Genomic DNA, 20,404 nt, shown 5'->3' on the forward strand with positions numbered 1-20,404 from the left:
AATCGAATTGGCGGCTACACAAACAAAGTCCGCCTTCGCGGAATTAGAGTAGGGTGTGCATAGCACACCTTATTTGCCGCAATCGCCCAACCTCTGCCAATTGCCTAAGTCATGAGTTAGTAAGATACAGCAATAATTGGTAATTGGTAACAGGTTGTTATCCTAATAATTTGTTAAAGTGTCTTCACACAAATTTAGCTTTGAGGTAGGGGTTTAAACCCCTGCCGGATTGCGGCAGGGCTGCGCCAGGATTGCTGGGTCAACGTAAAACAGCCGATCGCTAAGATTTCTGTTTTTCCACACTTCCCAAATCCAACTTAGCCCGCAACTCTTCCTTAATCCGATTTAAAATAGACTCCTCATCCAAAGAAGACAAAATCTTGCTCACAACAGCCTTTGGCCCATCATCTCCCCAAGAAGCACCATTAGCCAAATAAGCCTTAGTAACTTGACCGATACCGTAGGAAGAAACCCCCGCGATCGCAGCTTGCGTCACCGCCACAGACAAATAAGGCGCTAAAGCCAAACCCCCCGTCGCTGGCGTCGCCAAACCCAAGAATCCTTTCAAAGAACTCAAGCCAAAATTAGCCAACAATTCACCGGCTGTAATCCCCCCCATACTAATCGCAATCTTTTGCAGCAATTCCACCGCGCCCGCTTCCGTCATCGCAATGCCGTAAACTTTAGATAAAGTTAATATCATCACCACATCAATTACCGCACCGCTAAGAATATCAACTACAGTAATTGGATTAAGTGCGATCGCCACAGCTTTAGTCATTACCCCGTTCCAGATAATTCGATTAGCCGCGTCATCTCGAATCTCCATTTTTCGCTGCACCAACTGCTCGTTAATATCCCCCGCACAGAGCATCGTATTCAGGGCGACCAAAGATTTGCCTTCTCGGTCTAAAATCTCCAAAATCTTTAATTTTAAATCTTGCACTTGTGGCAAACTGCGAGTCATTTGCACGCCCATACTTCCGTCGGGACGGCGCACCGCCCTCGCCGTCAAAGGCGAAGCCGCCGCCATCACAATTTCATCGGGAGACAACAATTCTCTTACGCGCTCGTCTCGAATTTTATGATAAATTGCCAACCTGTCTGCATCAGGATACTGGTCAATTTTATTAAACACTAATAACATCGGTTTTCCGGCTTCCCGCAACTGCGAAAGTGCTGCGTATTCCACCTTCGTAATGTCGCCAGCCACCACAAACAAAATCAAATCAGCTTGTTGAGCAACGCGGCGGGCTAAAAGTTCGCGAGTTTCGCCGTCAACTTCATCTATTCCCGGAGTGTCGATTAATTCAACTTGCGACAAACGGTAAATAACTGGCGAAAGTCGATCGGGCAAATTCTTATCAATTCCCTCTCCGACATCCCACTGACCGATAGTCGTCGTGCGAGTCACCCCGTGAGTTGGGCCAGTTTCAAACACATTTTGACCTAGCAGCGCGTTCAAAACCGAAGATTTTCCCCTTCCCACCATCCCAAACACAGCTATTTGCACGCAAGCGCGCTCTAGCTTGTCGAGCATTTTCTCCAATCCGCCAATTTCCGGTTCCAGTCCAGTTCGCTCTTGAACTGTCAAGTCGAGATTTTCTACTATATCTCGCAGAGCATCTTTAGCGTGGCGCAGGTTGAGTTCTGCCTGAATGTCTGCGAAGCTTAAAATTGTGTCATCTAATTCTCGATCGACATTGGAAAAATCCGAGGCTTCAGTCATTGTTACCTGATGTTATAGCTTTGCTTCACTTAAAGTTTCAACCGATACGATGCTATTCTAGCTTTTTCCGTCTGCTTTGTACATTAGGCCTACGGCAATGGCGTGTTTAGAATCCGGGTAGGGAGACAGCAATGCTGTGTCCCTACAGATATCATGTAAAACCTGTTTAATTTACAACAATGATTAACCGCCTCCAAATAATAGCCAGTTATCCATTTCCTTTACGTGTAATAATTTTCCTATTAATCTTGCTAGCAATTTGGCTGCCGCTAGCCGCACCAATTTATCTTTTAGTTAAAGATAGTAACCTAGCAACTATTCTGACAATGGGATTGTTGTTTACTGAGTTTCTGTTCCTAGTGCCGCGCTGGGGAAAACAGGTTTACGGACAAACCCAATTACTCAAAAGTTACGGTTTAATCAATACGCGAAAAAACGGTTTTGAGCTTTTAATTGGATTGGCGATCGGGCTTTTGCTCACTTTCAGCTTATTTGCGGTACAAGGGCTGTTCGGCTTAGTCGCGTGGCAAAATTCTGATAATTTGCCGAGAATCATCGCAGAAGGGCTGTTAAGCGCCCTTGGAGTCGGTTTTGCCGAGGAGTTGGTATTCCGGGGTTGGTTGCTGGACGAGTTGCAGCGGGATTACAATTATAAAATATCTCTGTGGGCGGATAGCCTGGTGTTTGCCCTATCTCATTTTATCAAACCTGTGGCGGCAATGCTGGGGAGTTGGCCGCAGTTTCCGGGGTTGTTGTTGCTGGGTTTGATTCTGGTTTGGGGAAAAAGATCGCGCCAAAATCGCCTCGGTTTGTCGATCGGGCTTCATGCAGGTTTAGTCTGGGGATATTACATGATTAACATCGGGCGGTTAGTGCGATATTCGGCATCGGTTCCCGACTGGGTGACAGGAGTTAACGGCAACCCGCTAGCTGGGGCGATCGGGCTGTTGTTTTTGACTTTCTTGGCTTTGGGAATGCGAAAAATGTCTGAACATTCCAAAGGTTTGTAGTAAGGACGAAGACTCCTTATTTCCCACAGCTTTGAGGACTTTAGTCCTCACTACCACCCAACTTATTCAGAAATTTATAAACTTATGAAACTCAGCATCTTTGCCACTACTACAGTGTTAATTTATACAGGTTTGTTAGCTCCTGCAAACGCACAAAATACCGCACCACTCAAGCCAAATAATTCTTTAGTTCAAGTGCAGACAGCGCCAGAACAAATTCTCAATGCTTGCGTGCAGAATCAGGCTGAAACTCTGCCAAATCCTTTTACCGATGTACCTTCCAATCACTGGGCTTACAAAGCTGTTTTGACAATGTATTATTGCGGGGCTTACCGAGAAGGGACGCCACCTGCTTTAATTAAAGAATTACTGGAATCGGGACCTCCTACTAGAGAAAGTTTGCCTTCTCGCTCGCCGTTTCCCAATTTCCCATTACAGCCATTTCCCGTGATTAATTAAAGAATTACTGGAAGCGGGATATCCTACTAAAGGAAGTTTTTATTCCCGATTACCTTTGCCACATTTCCCATTACCAAGATTTTAAAACTGAGCCCGAACCGTAAACGAATAATCCCCACCTGGTTCTAATTGATAATCCCATTTTTCCAGAAAACGGTGCAGCGGTTCCTGAATCAATGCCCTACCCTGAGAAGGCTCAAGTATCAGTGTTTTTTCTGACGTGAAACGCCACTGAAACTGCCACTCAAAATTCCCGGCAGTCACTTCACCCTCAATCGTGCCTTTTTGCCAAGATTGGCCAGTAACCCGGACATATGCAGTTGTTTCAGGCAAACGTCTCGAACTCACCTTTTTGTTTCCGCGTTTGTTTCTGCAATTGTGCGACTATTGTAAAGGCTCATGGCTTTTTCTACTCCTTGGTGCAGACTTAGTTCCACAGCTTCTACAACCAGTTTAAGCACTTTTTCTACTAACTGACTTTCCTCTGAGGAAAACTTTCCTAACACGAAGGAAATCGTATCTTTCTCATTTTTAGCAGGATCGTTTTGAGGTTTGCCGATGCCAATCCGCAACCGGGGAAATTTGTCTGTACCCAAATGAGAAATTGTGGATTTCATGCCGTTGTGTCCGCCGGCAGAACCGGCAAGCCGCATTCTCAATTTCCCGATCGGCAAATCCATATCATCGTATACTACTAATACCGACTCCGCAGGTATTTTGTACCAATCCGTCGCCGCCCGAATCGCTTGACCGGAGAGATTCATGTAAGTAAGCGGTTTCAGCAAGCGGATTTTCTGTCCCCGCGGCCGGTTTCCCTCGCCAAATATGCCTTGAAATTTGCGATTTTCCGACAGGGAAATCTGCCAAGATTTAGCCAAGGCATCGACAGCATTAAAGCCTATGTTGTGTCGGGTGCGATCGTATTTAGGTTCGGGATTGCCTAACCCAACAATTAGCTGGGGAATCACTAACTCCGCTGGTGTTTCCGACTTCTGAGTGTTGTTCATTTAACTGTCTGTGCTATCTTCCTTGGGAGTAGCCGCCGTGAGTTTTTCAGTTTCCGGTTTGCTGCTAGTTGCTACTGCTTCTTCTAACTGCTTAGCTTCCCGCGTGAACTCCGACTCAAAATCCCGCGAAGCATCTTGAAAGCCCCGAATTGCCTTCCCCATACTTCTGCCGATTTCAGGTAATTTTTTCGGACCGAATACCAATAGGGCGATCGTAAAAATAACGGCCATTTCGGGCAAACCAATGCCAAAAATATTCATGGTTTTTCTCCAGCAATTTGTTTAGTTACTTCTTGTTTATTTATGGCAAAAGTAATCGGAAAGGGTAAGGAAAAACGGGAAAACTTAGCTTTTGCCCTTTCTCCTCAACCCTCAGCTTTTACTTTTAGCCTTACTGTTTTGCGATCAATTTTTAGCGGCCTAGGCTCGACCAATCCATATCCACACTCTCCAGAATCAGAGAAGAGTTGTAGATTTGCAAAATAATCAACAAGAACACGAAAAACAGTCCAATGAAAACGCTCATCAACAGCGTGGTGCCCCAACCAGGAGCCACCTTGCCGTACTCTGAGTTAAGGGGTTTGAGTATATCTCCTAACCAAGTTCGTTGTGCCATAAGTCACCTGCAATGAATCTCTACAGAGAAGTTTGACATATTTTCACCGCTAATTGCGATCGCAATTTCTCAGAAATGCGGGAACGGGACTCGGACAACGGGGAGTGGGGGTTGGTTGCCATACCGTAGAGCGCCTAAAATCACTAGACTTTCAGACGGATTGTTATTTTTTGTAATATTATAGAGTGGATCACTCATAATCGATCAAAAATATGGAACCTGCAGCAGTTCTCGGCATTTCTCTGGGCGTGTGTCTGGTGGCAATCACCGGTTTCTCGATCTACACCGCTTTCGGTCCCCCGTCTAAGGAATTGAGAGATCCTTTTGAAGAACACGAAGACTAAAGAAGAAGGAAGACACAACACGGATTCGGACACGGAGACACGGATGAATTTAAGTGTGTTTCCAGATATCTCCTATTCTCTGTCTCTCCCTCTCTCCCTGGTAGATATTCTTCTAGGGGTGGGAAGGGAGTGATGCTGTGGGGCGATCGCGTGTCGCCTACTCGTCAATGGTATATTTTTCAGAAATACAGTAAATCTCTATTCCATTTAAGCTAAAAATTATTAAGTTTCAGGGCAAAGCATAATGGGCAATACCTTTGGGCATTTATTTCGGATCTCGACATTTGGGGAATCTCACGGCGGCGGTGTGGGAGTAGTAATTGACGGTTGCCCGCCCCTGGTGTCGATCGACGCATCGGAAATTCAAGCCGAACTCGATCGTCGCCGCCCCGGCCAAAGCAAAATTACTACCCCCCGCAAAGAAGCAGATACCTGCGAAATTCTGTCAGGGGTGTTTGAAGGCAAAACTTTGGGAACGCCGATCGCAATTTTAGTCCGCAATCAAGACACTCGCCCCCAAGATTACGGCGAAATGGCGACAACTTACCGCCCTTCCCACGCTGACGCTACCTACGATGCTAAGTACGGAATTCGTAACTGGCAAGGCGGAGGTCGCAGTTCGGCGAGAGAGACAATAGGTAGAGTAGCAGCAGGGGCCATCGCTAAAAAAATTCTCAAACAAGCAGCAGGAGTCGAAATAGTCGGCTACGTCAAACGCATCAAAGACTTAGAATGTGTCGCCGACCCGGACACTGTTACCTTAGAACAAGTAGAAAGCAACATCGTCCGCTGTCCAGATGCCGAATGTGCCGAAAAAATGATTGAACTGATCGAAAAAGTTCGCGACAGCGGAGATTCGATCGGCGGTGTAGTCGAATGCGTCGCTCGCAATGTACCCAAAGGACTGGGAATGCCCGTATTCGACAAACTCGAAGCCGACTTGGCAAAAGCCATCATGTCCTTGCCCGCCAGCAAAGGCTTTGAAATTGGTTCCGGGTTTGCCGGGACTCTGCTCAAGGGCAGCGAACATAATGATGAATACTATACTGATGATAAGGGTGTAATTCGTACAGTGACGAATCGCTCTGGCGGAATTCAGGGTGGCATTGCTAACGGCGAAAATATCATTTTGCGGGCGGCATTCAAGCCAACTGCAACAATTCGCCAGCAGCAGCGCACCGTTACCCGAGAAGGCGAAGAAACGCTGCTGGCTGCCAAGGGACGGCACGACCCTTGCGTTTTGCCAAGAGCTGTGCCAATGGTGGAAGCGATGGTAGCTTTAGTGTTGTGCGACCATCTGCTGCGCCATCACGGACAATGTGGAACCTTAAAGCCTGAATTTTAAAATGGAAATCAGCTTGTCCTCTGTAGCGGCAACTCCCGTTGATTGCCCTCAACCCTCCGAATCAATAAAAGGTATAGATGATTTTGTAGTACAGTTTTGGGGCGTGCGGGGCAGTGTTCCGACACCCGGACAGGAAACTGTTCGCTACGGCGGCAATACTTCTTGTTTGGAAATGCGAGTCGCTGGCAAACGCTTGATTTTTGACGGCGGAACAGGCTTGCGGATGCTGGGAGACCAGTTGGTGCAAGAAATGCCCGTGCAAGCTTATATGTTTTTTACTCACTATCACTGGGATCACATTCAAGGTTTCCCGCTGTTCGCCCCAGCTTTCATTCGCGGCAATAGCTTTGATATTTACGGGGCAACTCCGCCGGATGGAGATTGCATGAAAAGGCACTTTGTCGAACGGGTGCTGCACTCGAATTCGCCGGTGCCACTGATGGGTTTGCAGGCAGATTTGAATTTCTACGAACTCCATCACAACCAGACGATGATGCTGGACGATATTGAGATTAGGACGGGTTCTCTGAATCACCCGAATACTGCTATGGGCTATCGGGTGACTTGGCAGGGACGTTCTGTTGTTTATTGTTCGGATACTGAACATTTTCCCGATCGCCTAGATGAGAATGTCTACAATTTAGCCCTCGACGCTGATGTGCTGATTTACGATGCGATGTACACAGACGAGGAATATCACAACCCCAAGTCTCCCAAGGTGGGTTGGGGACACTCGACTTGGCAGGAAGCGGTGAGAATGGCTAAGGAGGCCCGGGTGAAACGAGTGGTGATTTTTCACCACGATCCGGCTCACACAGACGATTTTCTCGATCGCATCGCCGAAGACGTGCAAATTGCTTTTCCCAAGGCTGTCATGGCCCGCGAGGGTCTTATTTTGCCGATCGGCTTCTGAACATTCGCCTCTGAGGCTCGATCGAACCATCAACCGATCGAACCATAATTGTTATGTGAATATGTGGATCTGGGGGCGAGACCAGCTCCACAATTTTTTTTAATAGGCAGCAAACTCTTAACTGCATGGTATAATTCTTGCTTGTTAAGTTTTTAGGTCGAGTATTTAAGGTTTTTTTTATTCTTCAACCGCGTCCGCAAGACGCCAAGACGTAAGATAATTGGAGAATTGCCAAGGGTGAAAAGGAGACTGTTTTGAATGTCAACAAACACGGGGAGGCGAGGCGATCGCACGCCTGAGTGCTAGTCTGATGCCAGTAGACTTCCAGAAGCCTTGTTACAGATTAATTATTAAGGACAAAAACTGAAGTTATAGCTCGGATCAAATAAAAGCGCAATCGGTTTTTTCGGATCGTGAATATTGACAACTCTCAAAAGCTAATAGCTTTTAGGCAGAAACTGAGAAAATTTTCAGCAGTCAATTTGACTAACCAGAAAGAAACGATGGCTCTTGGGTTTGGCAGGAGCTGCGGCAAGCGAATGTTATGACTTGACTATCAAAATGGGAAATTTACGTTTTAGATCTTCAGCACATCAATACAGATGGATTGCCTTAGGCAGTTTTGCTGTAATTATGGGTATTTCAGGCGCCCTGGCCTACCGCCTCGCCCCGCCCCCCGGATTCATGGCTCAAGGCACTCTCACTTCTAATAATCCGCCAGTCAAATTTTCGAGTACGGGCACGACAATTCTCAAGCAGGGAGAGCAACTCACCCCAGAGGTTCTGCTGGCAGATAATGTTGTCAAAGCAGTGGCAGATGCAGTTAAGCTGTCGCCCCAGCAAGTTCGACAAAATGCTAGTGTCAAGATTTCTAAGCCGGAACAACCCCTAGAGATTGTTGTTGGGTATCGCTCGCTCGATCAGGAGCAAGCAATCCAAACGGTGGATATGTTGATGAAGGGCATGGTGGAAAAAAGCCGCCTGATTAACAGATATCGGTGGCAATCAGTCAATCAGTCGCTCAACCAACGCTTGGCACAAGTCACTCAAGACCTGAAACAAGCTCAGCAAAAACTCGACCAATACGAAAGAGAACGCGCTCGGCTGTTGCAGCAAATGAAGCTTCAGCAAGACTTTTACAACAAAACTCAGCTTGCAATGGCGGATACGCAAGCTTCGGAAAAAGAAATGGTGAGCAGTTTGGCCGCCGCTACAGTGCCGCAAATTGTGGCGACGCCCACGAGCGATCCGACAGTGCCTCTGATTTTGGGAATTGGCTTGCTGTTGGCGATTTTGGTCAGCCGGGGTTTGATTCCTTCGGTGGCGGATTGGAGGTACAAGGCAGCTTTTCAGCGAGAAGAGAGCGAAAGGCTCCAAAGTGCTTTGTACCGACTGATCAAAGAAGGCCGCGGCGAAATAACTCTGGTGCGGTTTGCAATGGAAACGCGGCTGTCGCCGGATGTCGCTCAGCGTTTTTTGAACCAACAAGCTGAAGTCTTTAATGCCAATTGCGAAATTAAAGACGACGGCAGCATCTTGTATCACTTCCACATTTAAAGGGCTGCGAGCGATCGCGCTCCACAGAAAAATTTAGCCGATCGGGCCCTCACTGCTCGATCGGCTTGTTTTTTTCTTAATAGGACTTATATCAGGTTCGGTCGATCGACTATCCCCCTCAAGGTAGGCGCGGGTTTACGGGATCTATAACTTATACTACTACTTACAGATTTTGGTGAACCCGCCGACGCGAGCTGGCGTTGCGGTGATTTTACCCGACATGATATTACGCTCAACCCGGTTTCTTAGCTTGTAGGATGCCCCGGAGCTAAAAATTGCTCGATCGACACAGGTGTTGACTAACGTAGAGTACCCGAAGATTGTGCCAGTTCCTCCCAGACTGGCTAAAAAATATTTTTTTTGTTCCGCTTGCTTTTTGCTTAAATATATGTATAATGATAAAAAATCAGTAAATGTACGGTTGCTTTTTAGCTAATTTATCTGATGAAGGGGTAATTTATCCTTAAATCTTTCTTAAGGTAGAAATACCGTCAGTAAAAATGCTGTAATGTAGAGCAATAACCGATTCAGGGATGTTATGTAGTTTCACATCAGAAACTCGCTCGGGCAAAAGCCTGGAATCAAACTCCCCGACTGAAAGCGTACATCTTCATATTGAACTTTTCTAATCACCTAGAGGCTAAACCATGATTTTGGAAATAATTGGTTCTTCATTCCTAGCTTACTTTTTGCTAATGTCGGTCGCTAATTACGGCGACACAGGAATGTAGATTAGTTAAAGCACTGATGCACCGAGACAGAAGGCAGCAGGCAAAAAAAACCAGTTTGACAACTTCGATTAAGTCTCTGTTTGGATTGTGTCTGTCGTGTCCGCTCTGACGGAAAAATGGATGGATGAAGGAGTCGTTAAGTACCGCTGTGACTGGCAAGAGGCAGGCCCTGTAGCTGCCCAGAACATAGCAGATTTGATGGACTGGCGCGATCGGCTCCACGGTTTGGGATTAATTGGCGTCTACGAAAATGGCATAGGGTTTGGCAACGTCAGCGTCAGGCTCGGCAATTCTTGCCAATTCGTGATTTCGGGAACCCAGACTGCACACTTGAGAACTCTGGGACCAGAATCATACTGTACTGTTACCGAATTTAACTTAGAACAAAATTACCTCGGCTGCCGGGGCCCCGTACAAGCTTCGTCGGAGTCCCTGACTCACGGGGCCCTGTACCTTCAGAGACAGGATATTGGCGCGATAATTCACGTCCATAATCCTAAGCTATGGCAGCAACTGCTGTTTAAGATTCCTACTACTAGAAAAGAAATACCTTACGGCACTCCTCAGATGGCCTTAGAAATGTTTAGACTTTTTGAGGAGGAGAATTTGGCAGAGCGCCAAATTCTGGCGATGGCCGGTCACGAGGACGGCATTATCTGTTTTGGCAGCACCTTGGACGAAGCTGGCAAAGTGCTTTCGGCTGTGATTGGTTACACATGAGATCTTGCACTATTCTCAGAAAAAGCTAAGAAACCGGGTTTATTGACAAAAAACCTAGGATTCTACCTGTGTCTATGGCAAGAAACTAAGGTGATGACGTGGATGCCTGATTTGAGTTAGACTGAGCTTTACCCTTGACATCGGGCCGCTGGCTCGATTTAGCCTAATGGGTTCAAAACTTTTGAAGTGCCTCTTGCCTCTGCGGTAAGGGAAAGATATTTTTAAAGAGAAACACATTATATAACAAAAGCTGAGAGTCATCGTGAATCAAACTAAACTTGTAAGCTCAAAAGAACTGCAATCAGAGGTATCTCGTCTCACCGAAGAGCTGCAAATGCGCGACCAATTGGTGCAGCAGTTGTCTCAAGAACTTTTCAGGCTGGTGAAGGGCAATTCGAGTTTTGTGCCGGCGCCGGAAGTTTCCGATCGCCACCAAGCTCAAATGCAGGCAATGCGGGAACAACTCCAAGCTGTTGAAGAACAGGTGGGTTTTTATCAGGAACAAATCGCAGAGCGGGATGCTGAGGTTTACCAACTGCGGCAGTCGGTGCAAGAATTGACGGATCGCTCTCGGATGCTAGAACAGGTGGTTCAGGAATTGCCAGGGGTTTACCGCCAGAAGTTTGCCGAGCGGATCGAGCCAATTAAGGAAAAATTGGATCAACTGCAAAAGGAAAACCGCCAGTTGCACACAGAGTTGCAAAGCGTCACTTACCGTCTCGCTGTGCGGAGCCGCAAGGCTAAGGGCTTGGATCTGCCGAGCGTCGATGCTGAGGACGATCGCGGCATTCAAATGCCGAGCTTTGGCAATGTCTAAGGTTTTGATTGTGGCGGGTGGCGAGAAAGGCCCAGCCGCAAGTCTCAAGGCGGCGATCGCTCAATCTCATCCTTTAACTGAAGTCAATATCTGTGGGGTTTCTCAACTCAATTCGGGCGCGATCGCTCCGGGTGGGGCTATCGTTTGTCCCTTGACGCTGGATGTGCCAGAAAATCTCGTTTTTCCGGCTCAAGATGTGTTTCGATTTTGCCGCAATGTTTCGGCGGCGCGCGATCGAGTGGCCCAGGAGTTGCAAGTTCCCGTCGGGGGTGGCAATTTTTGGCTGCCTGTGGTGTTGACGGCAAAGGGGCCACTGTATGCTGAGGTGATCGGTGGGGAACCTGACAAGCAGTCTGGCGAGTTGAGTTACTCTCAACCGGTGCATTTGTCGGATGTTTGGCGACAGCAGTTGTATGAGTTGGCTTACCGCTTGCTGAATCTTTTAAATGCGCCGCCGGCGACTTATTTGATGCAGTTCGGGTTCGTAGGGGAAAGGATTTGTTTCGATCGACTTTGGCCTTTTCCGGCTGCACCTGCGATCGTTTCTGTCGGCGTTCAAGTGCCGGATTTATTTGTCTGTCATTGGTCTTGCTTGACAAATAAGCCTATTTATGATATACAAATTTGCTCTGGGGTTACTTGAAGTCTATGGGAAATTTGAGATTTGAGATTTGCTCTCGGGAGGTCATTTGAATCAAGCAACTAGAGCCGGAGTTTCAGCGGAGATAATTTGGTCGAAACTGTCGAAGATTTCAAAGAGTTGGTCGAGTTGAGTAATTTCAAAAATTAGCTTGACTGTGGCTGAGAGGTTGCAGATGACGAGGCGGCATCCCCGGTGGCGGGCGGCGTTGAGTCCGCCGACTAAGGCGCAGATCCCGGAACTGTCGATAAAATCTACGGCAGCCATGTCTATTACCCAGAGTTTGTGGCGTTCGGGGACAATCTCGGCTAGCTGTTGCTGGAGGAGGCTTCCGGCTTGGGAGTCGAGGCAGTTGTGAGGTTGAAGGATGATGTGTTGGTTGAAGTTGGGAAATTCCATAGCAGTTATCCTACCATCGTAAAGTATGAATAAGTGAGTTCAGTTGCTGATTCTGTTGAAAGAATCAGGGGATTTCAGCTAAGGTTTGAGGAAGGGCGATCGCCCTTGTGGGAATCGGTGGGGAGAGCCGTTGTGATAAATTTAGTAGGAAAACTGGCTAGCTATCGCGCAGAACGCAACGGCCACAATTATCTATTAGTCTAGTATGCCTGAAAGGCTAATTTTTAGTGGAACCAGCGATCGCCACAAGAGTGTGTTCTTCATCACAGCGAAAGATTGCACTATTGGCTGAATCGAGCCAATATATAAAAGTATTGAGCTTTGCAAAAGTTTACGAAGGCAGCATCCAATGTCTTTTGAGTTTTTATCGCTAGAGACTATTCAGAAATTTGCCCATGATTACGGCTATTGGGCAATATTTCTGGGAATTTTACTGGAAAATCTGGGAATTCCTCTCCCAGGTGAGACTATTACGATTGCTGGCGGGTTTTTAGCTGGTAGCGGGGAACTGAATTACTGGTTTGTGCTCGCGAGTGCGATCGGCGGTGCGACTGTGGGCGGAAATTTCGGTTATGCGATCGGCAGGTACGGTGGCTGGCCACTGCTGCTGAAGCTGGGACAATTTTTCCGCTTTCGAGAAGAACAACTGTTTGACTTAAAAGAACAGTTTAGCAAAAATGCAGCTAAAGCCGTATTTTTGGGCCGTTTCATCGCACTGCTGCGAATTTTTGCTAGCCCCCTAGCGGGTATTGCAGAAATGCCTTTTTGGAAATTTTCGCTGTTCAATGTTCTGGGTGCTGCAAGCTGGGCATCTGTAATGGTGAGTTTATCCTACTTCTTGGGACAAGTTGTGTCTTTGGAGAAATTGGTAGCTTGGGCCGCTCAATTTGCGGTATTTGCTTTGCTGTTAGCAGTTGCTTGGATTGCAATTCCTATTTGGTTGGAGTCGCGGAATTTGGACAAGACTAAATAAGATTGGTGGTTAGACTTTTTGCAAGAGTTCTGGATTTTCTGTTTTTAACTGCCGATAAACGCAAATGAACACAGATATTATCTATTTTTGTAAAAAGTCTAATGATTGCTAATCCCCTCTTAATAAATCAGGATTTTTGTCTCAAAATCAGCTCATTTGGAGCGATCAATTATGCCCGTAAAATAATCAACTTGGTAGTGAGGAATTCTGTCATGAATAGGGAAAATATTAGTCAATAAAGACTAAACTCCTTACTACCAAGCATTTCCATGGGTAATTAACATAACATCATATAAAGTGGAATTATTATCTCCAACAACTGAGGTGTTTGACAGAGGAGATAAATTTGCGGACTATCGATCGCTATCAACCATACAAGAATAGGTATTAATCGGTCAACAAGTTATGAATGTGGATTGTTACCGTCGCGATGTGGCAGAAAGTTGGGGTTTTTCTTTCTACGGATAGGGGGAATTTCTGGAGTTGGCTAGGATGAATTTTCAGTGTCCAATCTCTGCTTAGTATGAGGATGTTCCTGGGGTGAGTTAAAGAGGATTTCAAAAACTCTATCGCTCTAATTATCATTCACAGAATGCTGCGAACAAGGGAGGAGAAGAAGTGCGATCGCAATAATCATGGTGTTCGCTGAAAGGCGATGTAATACATACTCTAGCTCTTCAATTACTTTAAACAGTCCATTAGCAATATATTGAGGACTTACGTAATCAAGGGCGTTAAATCCAGGATTTGAGATTGCTTCACTAGGCTCTCTTCGGACATAAAATAGTAGTACGTGTCTAGATTCTCTGGATATCCCTGAATCCACCAATGAAACACCTTATTTACGGTGCAACCAAAAAAATCAGCAATTTTAGATTGATTATTTCGGTTATTTAGCAATAATAAAATTATAATTTTTCCTCTAATATCTCCTTTTTGTTCCTATTTTAATGCTTATTGCAGTTGCTCTATTTATTTGGGATTCAGATACTTTTGAGCGGCTATTTTTGCACTCCTTGACGGAAATAATTTTGAATTATACCGTATTTAAAGGCACAACAGCTTATTTCACTTTCATTGAAAATTGTAGCAACAAGTCATCAGTTGTGAATTCCTTTTTCTCTTTCTTCCTCTGTCTCCTCTGCGTCCTCTGCGTTTACTTTCAAAATTATAAATTTAACCGCAGATATACACAGATAAAGGCAGATTCAGATTGTCTGTTATTGCACAAAGCAAAGCGAAGCAATCTTCAGCCCCTGCGATTGCTTCTTACTAATTGCCCATTACCCATTATCCATTATCAATTCTCCTTTGCCCTCAATCACTTCCCCGATCGCGAACGCACCAATTCCCTGAGATTCAAACCATGTAACAGCCCGATCGACTTCTGTGCGATCGAGCAACAGCACAAACCCAATCCCCATATTAAAGGTATTGAACATATCTGCTGTGGCAACTTGGCCAGCTTCAGCAATCCACTGGAAAATTGGTAAATTTTGCCAGCTATTGCTGTCAATTTTCACAGATTGATTTGCGCCCAAACAGCGGGGCAAATTTTCCGGCAAACCGCCGCCCGTAATGTGAGCCATGCCGTGAATATCTAAACCACTCTTAATTGCTTCGAGGACTGGTTTAACATAAATTGTAGTCGGAGTTAACAGCACTTCTCCTAAACTTTTGCCGCCTAACTTTTCGGGTTGGGAATTCCAATCAAAACCCCGATCGCCCGCAATTTTTCTCACCAAACTAAAACCGTTGCTGTGTACGCCCGAACTCGCCAGCCCCACAGCCACATCTCCTACCCGCACCTGCGAACCGTCCAACAATTTGCTCTTTTCGACAATTCCCACGCAAAAACCAGCTAAATCGTACTCTCCCGGTTGGTAAAAACCGGGCATTTCTGCCGTTTCCCCGCCCAACAAAGCACAGCCCGCTTGCTTGCAACCGTCAGCTATCCCGGCCACCACCGCAGCTAATTGTTCGGGATTTAACTTTCCCGTCGCTAAATAATCGAGAAAAAAGAGGGGTTCGGCCCCGGATGTCAGCACGTCGTTGACGCACATCGCCACCAAGTCGATACCTACCGTGTCGTGCCGATCGAGATTGTGGGCCAATTTCAACTTAGTCCCAACGCCGTCAGTACCCGAAACCATAATCGGCTCTTTTAAACCCTCCGGAACGCTGAAAAACCCGCTAAACCCGCCGAATCCGCCCAAAACTCCCGATCTGTGCGTGCTCTTGACCATACTCCCGATGCGCGAGACAAAAGCTCTGCCCGCTTCAACATCCACACCTGCTTCTCGATAATCCATAAGTCCGCCAAATCGATTTCTAATTTTTAGTTTATGGCCATAACAGTTGACAAACAGCTTTTTTCACACTAGCTATTCGGCAGCCCACAACAGACACTAAATTTTTGTAAATTTTTGTAAATTTTTCGGGAATAACTGAAACGGCTGTAAGCACTGTAACTAAAGGATTTTATGATAGAGGGTTTGGAGAAAATTTGATGAATATTTGGTGAAAATCGCGATCGCAGCGATCCCCAACCGCAAAAGTTTGTGGTAGTCTGTTGCAGTTCGTGAACAAAACACAAATTGCGGATCGAGCACGAGTTGTCAAGTGTCAGGGAAGTTTCCGCCAATTTTTTTTGGGGCGGAAGCATGAAAGCAAAAACGCACCCCGATACTTTGCTTTGACTCACGGGGGAATGGCGAAGGGCAAGAGAGAAATCCTTGACGCCCGCCGCCAAATGGCCAATCCTCCAATCTCGGTTGGCAATGGCTATTCACAAAAATGGACGTATGAAGGAAAAATTTGTTGGTGGTCTACTCGCTGTCCTGTTAGTTCCTGTGGTAGGAACGGCATCCTCTTGTCACGCACAAGCAACAGGTGCCGACAACCAAAACTCTCCGGTTTCCGAGCAAGTAATTGCCACCCAACCGTCCCGGCAGTTAAACGCGAGTCGGGTCGAAGCGCAAAAAGTCGGACAGTATCAGTATCAAGCAAGAGCTGAAATTGCCCGAGACTCGATCGCCAAAATCCAGCCCCACGAGTTAGACGGGCGACAAGCAGCGACAGTCTACGTGCGAAACATTCCAGTCATCACCTTTCTGAACGCCAATCCGGAAACAAACACGAAAATGGGAGAAACTGGCAACAGCCAAGCCGGTGCTAGCAGTCCGTCAAAAGTAGCGGGCGCCAGAGAAAATCCCAAAGTCGGAAACATTGCCAGCAACTCCAGCAATCAAGAACTCGATTCAGTTTGGCGGGCATCAACCTTAGCAGCAAGACTCAATCAGCTAGCCCGCAACAACATCGATCCCAACAGCATTACCGTTAAGTGGGAAAAAGGCGATCGCTACATTATCCAAGCAAACGGCGAGGACTTGGTAAACATCAACGCCGAAACAATCCTCCCCGACACCACCAGCGACTTTAGCCGAGACGCCCTGCAAGCAACCAATCGCCTCCGCCGGCTTCTGGGCAACGCCCCACCCCTGGAAGAAGTCGCAGGCAAACCCCAACCAGAACCCCCCATACTGTCTCTGGGCCCAGTTCAAGTGCGCCTCAGCGGCTGGGCTTCCTGGTACGGCCCGGGATTTGACGGCAACCTCAGCGCCAGCGGCGAGCGTTTCAACCAAAATGATTTGACCGCAGCCCACCGCCACTTGCCATTCGGAACTAGAGTCATGGTGAGAAATCTCGACAACGGCCGCACCGTAGTCGTCCGCATTAATGACCGCGGCCCCTATGTCGGCGATCGGGTCATTGACTTGTCCGCCGGCGCCGCCAGCGTGCTGGGAATGATGAGTAGCGGCGTTGCGAGAGTGGAAATCGAAGTGATCGAACCGCCGCAGCCAACAAAAGTTGAACGCTGAACGGTAGTTTAAGGCAGAATACAAAAGTTATCCGAAGTGTAGAAGGCAGAAAGTAGAATAAAACTGACATCTTGCACCATTCTTTGTAGAAGAGGCATCTTACCTGTTCTTGAGAATGATGCAAGATGTCAAGTCGAACAAATTCTGACAAATAAACTCTGTATTCTGCAGAATGCCTTCAGGAGATTCTACCGGTGCGCCTGTTTACTACCATTGCAGCACTTCGCTGCTACTTAAATTTACAAAAGTCTGCTGCACCTCATTTGACAGTCGGTTTGGTGCCGACGATGGGAGCTTTGCACGCAGGGCATCTGAGCTTGATCCAGCGGGCAAGGCAAGAAAATGCGATCGCCCTGGTCAGCATTTTTGTCAACCCGCTGCAATTTGGGCCGACAGAAGATTTTCAAGATTATCCTCGGAATTTCGAGCAAGATCGGCTGTTGTGCGAACAAGCTGGGGTTGATGCCATATTTGCTCCCTCAGCAACCGAAATGTTCGGCAACCAAGCAGTCGGCGCAGAAACAGAGCAAACCGCCCAAAAACAGATAGAGATTCACCTTTCATCCTTAACTCAAGTAGTGCCGCCACCGGCGATGACATCGGTTTTGTGCGGCAAAGCAAGGCCCGGTCATTTTCAGGGCGTCGCGGCAATTGTTACTAAACTTTTGAGTTTGGTGCAGCCGACAAAAGCTTATTTCGGTCAAAAAGACGCCCAGCAGCTAGCAATTATTCGGAAGTTGGTCTTTGATTTTAACTTACCTGTAGAGATTGTCGCTTGTCCGATCGTCCGCGAAGAGTCGGGACTGGCAATGAGTTCTCGCAATCTGTATTTAACAGCAGAGCAAAAACAGCAAGCCTCCGTACTCTACCGCGCGCTGCAACAAGCCTCGGAAACTTTTTATTCAGGGGACCGCACCGCAGCAGCCGCACTCGCAGCAGCCCGCGCAGCAGTCGCAGAAGAACCCGCAGTAAAGCTCGAATACGCCGAAATTGTCGATTCCGACACTCTGACGCCGTTGCAGGTTGTGGAAACAGCGGGACTTTTAGCCGTGGCCGCCAGAGTGGGCTCTACTCGTTTGATTGACAATATAATTCTCAGGAATCGCCGGCCCATTGTGGCGATCGACGGCCCGGCGGGAGCAGGCAAATCTACCGTAACTCGCCTTGCCGCAACTGCTTTGAACTTGTTTTATCTGGATACCGGTGCGATGTATCGGGCGCTGACTTGGCTGGCATTGAAAACAGACACGCCGATTTCCGACGAATGCGCGATCGCCGAATTAATCAGTTCCAGTTATTTGGAATACAACCTCGATCCCGCATCAAAGATGTTGAAGATTAACGGCGAAGACGTAAGCGAGGCAATTCGCAGTTTGGAAGTGACATCCCGCGTCTCGGAAATGGCGGCAATTCCCGCCGTGCGGCAGTTTCTGGTGGAGGAACAGCGGCGCTGCGGCACAAAAGGCGGAATTATAGCAGAAGGGCGCGATATCGGCACTAACGTGTTTCCCGATGCGGAACTAAAGATTTTTTTGACGGCCTCGGTACAAGAGCGATCGCGCAGGCGGCTGTTAGAACTTAAAGATACCGATCGGGCTAATATTAGCTTGGCCCAATTGGAACAAGACATCGCCCTACGGGACGAAAAGGACAGCACCCGCGAGGTTGCACCTTTGCGTAAAGCGGCGGATGCTGTGGAAATTCAAACAGACAATCTGACTGTTGCTGAAGTTATCGATCGGATTGTCGGCTTGTACAAAAAGAGAATCGGCCCTAAAAGTTAATTTTACGAGCCTGGGGGCGCGCGATCGCCCTCATATCAAATCGGGTTAAACTCACATCTTGCACCATTCTCGCTTAATAGGCTTTCCCGTCTATCCCACAAAGACTAAATTTTCTTGTGGGGTGGAATCTTCTAACCCGCCCTTGAAAGGCTTATTAACAATAGTGCAACCTCTCAGGTTAAACTCACATCTTGCAGTGTCAGGTAGGGACGCGGGCTGATGCAGGCTGAGTCCCGAAGAATATCGTGCCATGAATCCGACTTGAGCGCCGTCCCCCTGGCTGGGGAAAAAGTTCAACCATCCCACGTTTTTATGGGTTAGGGGATTTCGGGCACACAAATCTTAAATTTTTTTATCCGGATGGACTTCCCCGCGATCGGTTATTTCCAGTAGCATTTTTAAGAACAGTCCAATTTAAGATTATTCTCTTAAGTGGATTAACTTGATATCAACATAAAATCTCAAATTAACTGTGCAAGGTGTGAAGGAGAGAATGACGTGAGAAAATTGAAACTGCTGTGGAGGCGGCGAAAAACTTTCATCGTTGGTTTTATGGCAGCCACAGGAAGTTTTTTGTTGGGTGTGACATGGCCGATTAACTTGCGGGCAAATCAGCCCTTGCAACCGATTCAGGCGCAAGTCTTGGCCGTATCCCAGTCCCAAGAACAACAGCCGATGTCCACTATTAATAAGTTCTCCGAGGCGATCGCCAATCGAGTAGAATTTTCCCAACAGGCTCTAGCCCAAGTGCAGGCAATCCGATTTCAATCAGCCGTACCGGATCAGTTTCAAGGTACAACCATTCGTCACGCGAAACTCGATTCCCAGCACAAGGCGATCGCCCTGACATTTGACGACGGCCCCTGGCCCAAAACAACTACACAAATCCTAGATATTCTCAAGGAAAATAATATTAAGGCTACATTCTTCTGGGTAGGAAAATACCTGCAAAATTCTCCTGAAATTGGCAAACAGGTTGCAGCAGCCGGTCACGCGATCGGCAACCACACTTGGAACCATGAATACCTTCAGTATAACGAATACGGTGCCGCTCGCGAGATCGATCGCACTTCATCCTTAATTGAGGAGTTGACCGGCGTCCAAACATCCATGTTCCGCCCGCCTGGAGGCATTTTAAACAATGGATTGGCTACTTATGCTCAAAAGAAAGATTATGCAGTTGTGATGTGGTCTGCTGATTCTTTTGATTGGCGAACTCTTACGGAATCTTTGATAGACAACGTGATGAGACAGGCAAATTCCGGGGGCATTGTGCTGCTGCACGACGGCGGCGGCAATCGAGCAAGAACTGTAAAAGCTTTGCCGGATATTATTGCTCGATTAAGAAATGAAGGGTACATTTTCGTAACAGTACCCGAGTTATTGCAGATGCAAGAACAAGACTTAGAACAGCAGGAAACAGCACAAAAATAAAAATTTGGAAAAGTGGGACTTAACACCATTTTTCCATTTTTTTGT

Annotated in this window: 21 protein-coding genes; 14 read left to right on the plus strand and 7 right to left on the minus strand. The window is 47.1% G+C overall.

The annotated features are described in order from the left end of the window. Positions 1-280 precede the first annotated feature (280 nt). Positions 281-1,729: a GTP-binding protein gene (locus QUA47_RS04670; RefSeq protein WP_333286959.1), complete on the minus strand. Its 1,449-nt coding sequence runs from the start codon at positions 1,727-1,729 to the stop codon at positions 281-283. 179 nt (positions 1,730-1,908) lie between these two features. Between QUA47_RS04670 and QUA47_RS04675 the strand changes: the two genes are divergently transcribed. Then, the gene (locus QUA47_RS04675) at positions 1,909-2,739 is read left to right on the plus strand and encodes a CPBP family intramembrane glutamic endopeptidase (protein ID WP_333286957.1); all 831 of its coding nucleotides are present in this window, start codon (positions 1,909-1,911) and stop codon (positions 2,737-2,739) included. A gap of 84 nt (positions 2,740-2,823) precedes the next feature. Continuing rightward, positions 2,824-3,198, plus strand: a complete 375-nt coding sequence (locus QUA47_RS04680) for an S-layer protein (RefSeq protein ID WP_333286955.1) — start codon at positions 2,824-2,826, stop codon at positions 3,196-3,198. Between the two features lie 81 nt (positions 3,199-3,279). On the opposite strand, the gene QUA47_RS04685 is transcribed toward QUA47_RS04680, so the two are convergent. The 4 genes from QUA47_RS04685 to psbH all read right to left on the minus strand — a co-directional run bounded on the left by QUA47_RS04685 (position 3,280) and on the right by psbH (position 4,821). Then, complete coding sequence (locus tag QUA47_RS04685; RefSeq protein ID WP_006633689.1) at positions 3,280-3,546, minus strand: DUF3146 family protein; 267 nt, start codon at positions 3,544-3,546, stop codon at positions 3,280-3,282. Next, positions 3,543-4,205, minus strand: a complete 663-nt coding sequence (pth, locus tag QUA47_RS04690) for an aminoacyl-tRNA hydrolase (protein ID WP_333286953.1) — start codon at positions 4,203-4,205, stop codon at positions 3,543-3,545. The genes QUA47_RS04685 and pth overlap by 4 nt, the downstream gene beginning before the upstream one ends. Further along, on the minus strand, positions 4,206-4,466 hold the full coding sequence (locus tag QUA47_RS04695) for a TatA/E family twin arginine-targeting protein translocase (RefSeq protein WP_006633691.1): 261 nt from the start codon (positions 4,464-4,466) through the stop codon (positions 4,206-4,208). 151 nt (positions 4,467-4,617) lie between these two features. Next, complete coding sequence (gene psbH / locus QUA47_RS04700) at positions 4,618-4,821, minus strand: photosystem II reaction center phosphoprotein PsbH (protein ID WP_015176007.1); 204 nt, start codon at positions 4,819-4,821, stop codon at positions 4,618-4,620. 212 nt (positions 4,822-5,033) lie between these two features. Here psbH and psbN point away from each other — a divergent pair, with 212 nt between their 5' ends. The 7 genes from psbN to QUA47_RS04735 all read left to right on the plus strand — a co-directional run bounded on the left by psbN (position 5,034) and on the right by QUA47_RS04735 (position 11,891). Then, positions 5,034-5,165 carry a photosystem II reaction center protein PsbN gene (psbN, locus tag QUA47_RS04705; RefSeq protein ID WP_006633693.1) on the plus strand — a complete coding sequence of 44 codons (132 nt, stop codon included), beginning with the start codon at positions 5,034-5,036 and terminating at the stop codon, positions 5,163-5,165. Between the two features lie 244 nt (positions 5,166-5,409). Beyond that, entirely contained in the window at positions 5,410-6,510 is a 1,101-nt protein-coding gene (aroC, locus tag QUA47_RS04710; RefSeq protein ID WP_333286950.1) for a chorismate synthase, read from the plus strand. A gap of 1 nt (position 6,511) precedes the next feature. Next, on the plus strand, positions 6,512-7,423 hold the full coding sequence (locus tag QUA47_RS04715; protein WP_006633695.1) for an MBL fold metallo-hydrolase: 912 nt from the start codon (positions 6,512-6,514) through the stop codon (positions 7,421-7,423). A gap of 633 nt (positions 7,424-8,056) precedes the next feature. Further along, positions 8,057-8,980, plus strand: coding sequence for a hypothetical protein (locus tag QUA47_RS04720; protein ID WP_333119890.1), 924 nt, complete (start codon positions 8,057-8,059; stop codon positions 8,978-8,980). Positions 8,981-9,831: 851 nt separating this feature from the next. Further along, positions 9,832-10,431 (plus strand): class II aldolase/adducin family protein, encoded by a 600-nt coding sequence (locus QUA47_RS04725; protein ID WP_333429891.1) that lies wholly within the window; start codon positions 9,832-9,834, stop codon positions 10,429-10,431. Positions 10,432-10,693: 262 nt separating this feature from the next. Beyond that, the gene (locus QUA47_RS04730) at positions 10,694-11,248 is read left to right on the plus strand and encodes an Npun_F5560 family protein (protein ID WP_190742499.1); all 555 of its coding nucleotides are present in this window, start codon (positions 10,694-10,696) and stop codon (positions 11,246-11,248) included. Further along, positions 11,241-11,891, plus strand: coding sequence for a hypothetical protein (locus QUA47_RS04735; protein WP_333429892.1), 651 nt, complete (start codon positions 11,241-11,243; stop codon positions 11,889-11,891). Before QUA47_RS04730 ends, QUA47_RS04735 begins: the two co-directional genes overlap by 8 nt. A 51-nt stretch (positions 11,892-11,942) precedes the next feature. Here the strand turns inward: QUA47_RS04735 and QUA47_RS04740 are convergent, their stop codons facing one another. Continuing rightward, entirely contained in the window at positions 11,943-12,287 is a 345-nt protein-coding gene (locus QUA47_RS04740) for an STAS domain-containing protein (protein ID WP_190659317.1), read from the minus strand. A gap of 33 nt (positions 12,288-12,320) precedes the next feature. On the opposite strand from QUA47_RS04740, the gene QUA47_RS04745 reads away from it, so the two are divergent. Next, positions 12,321-12,491, plus strand: coding sequence for a hypothetical protein (locus tag QUA47_RS04745; RefSeq protein ID WP_190659319.1), 171 nt, complete (start codon positions 12,321-12,323; stop codon positions 12,489-12,491). 145 nt (positions 12,492-12,636) lie between these two features. Then, positions 12,637-13,260: a DedA family protein gene (locus tag QUA47_RS04750; RefSeq protein WP_333218170.1), complete on the plus strand. Its 624-nt coding sequence runs from the start codon at positions 12,637-12,639 to the stop codon at positions 13,258-13,260. 1,283 nt (positions 13,261-14,543) lie between these two features. Here the strand turns inward: QUA47_RS04750 and purM are convergent. Next, positions 14,544-15,572, minus strand: a complete 1,029-nt coding sequence (gene purM, locus QUA47_RS04755; RefSeq protein ID WP_333429893.1) for a phosphoribosylformylglycinamidine cyclo-ligase — start codon at positions 15,570-15,572, stop codon at positions 14,544-14,546. Between the two features lie 492 nt (positions 15,573-16,064). Here purM and QUA47_RS04760 point away from each other — a divergent pair, with 492 nt between their 5' ends. The 3 genes from QUA47_RS04760 to QUA47_RS04770 all read left to right on the plus strand — a co-directional run bounded on the left by QUA47_RS04760 (position 16,065) and on the right by QUA47_RS04770 (position 20,359). Then, a complete protein-coding gene (locus QUA47_RS04760; RefSeq protein ID WP_333429894.1) occupies positions 16,065-17,141 on the plus strand; it encodes a septal ring lytic transglycosylase RlpA family protein in 1,077 nt (358 codons plus the stop codon). Positions 17,142-17,335: 194 nt separating this feature from the next. Next, positions 17,336-18,925: a bifunctional pantoate--beta-alanine ligase/(d)CMP kinase gene (locus QUA47_RS04765; RefSeq protein WP_333429895.1), complete on the plus strand. Its 1,590-nt coding sequence runs from the start codon at positions 17,336-17,338 to the stop codon at positions 18,923-18,925. A 498-nt stretch (positions 18,926-19,423) separates the two neighbouring features. Continuing rightward, positions 19,424-20,359: a polysaccharide deacetylase family protein gene (locus QUA47_RS04770; protein ID WP_333429896.1), complete on the plus strand. Its 936-nt coding sequence runs from the start codon at positions 19,424-19,426 to the stop codon at positions 20,357-20,359. Positions 20,360-20,404 lie beyond the last annotated feature (45 nt).

The organism is Microcoleus sp. MON2_D5, assembly GCF_036701905.1.
In the GTDB taxonomy this organism is placed as follows: Bacteria; Cyanobacteriota; Cyanobacteriia; order Cyanobacteriales; family Microcoleaceae; genus Microcoleus.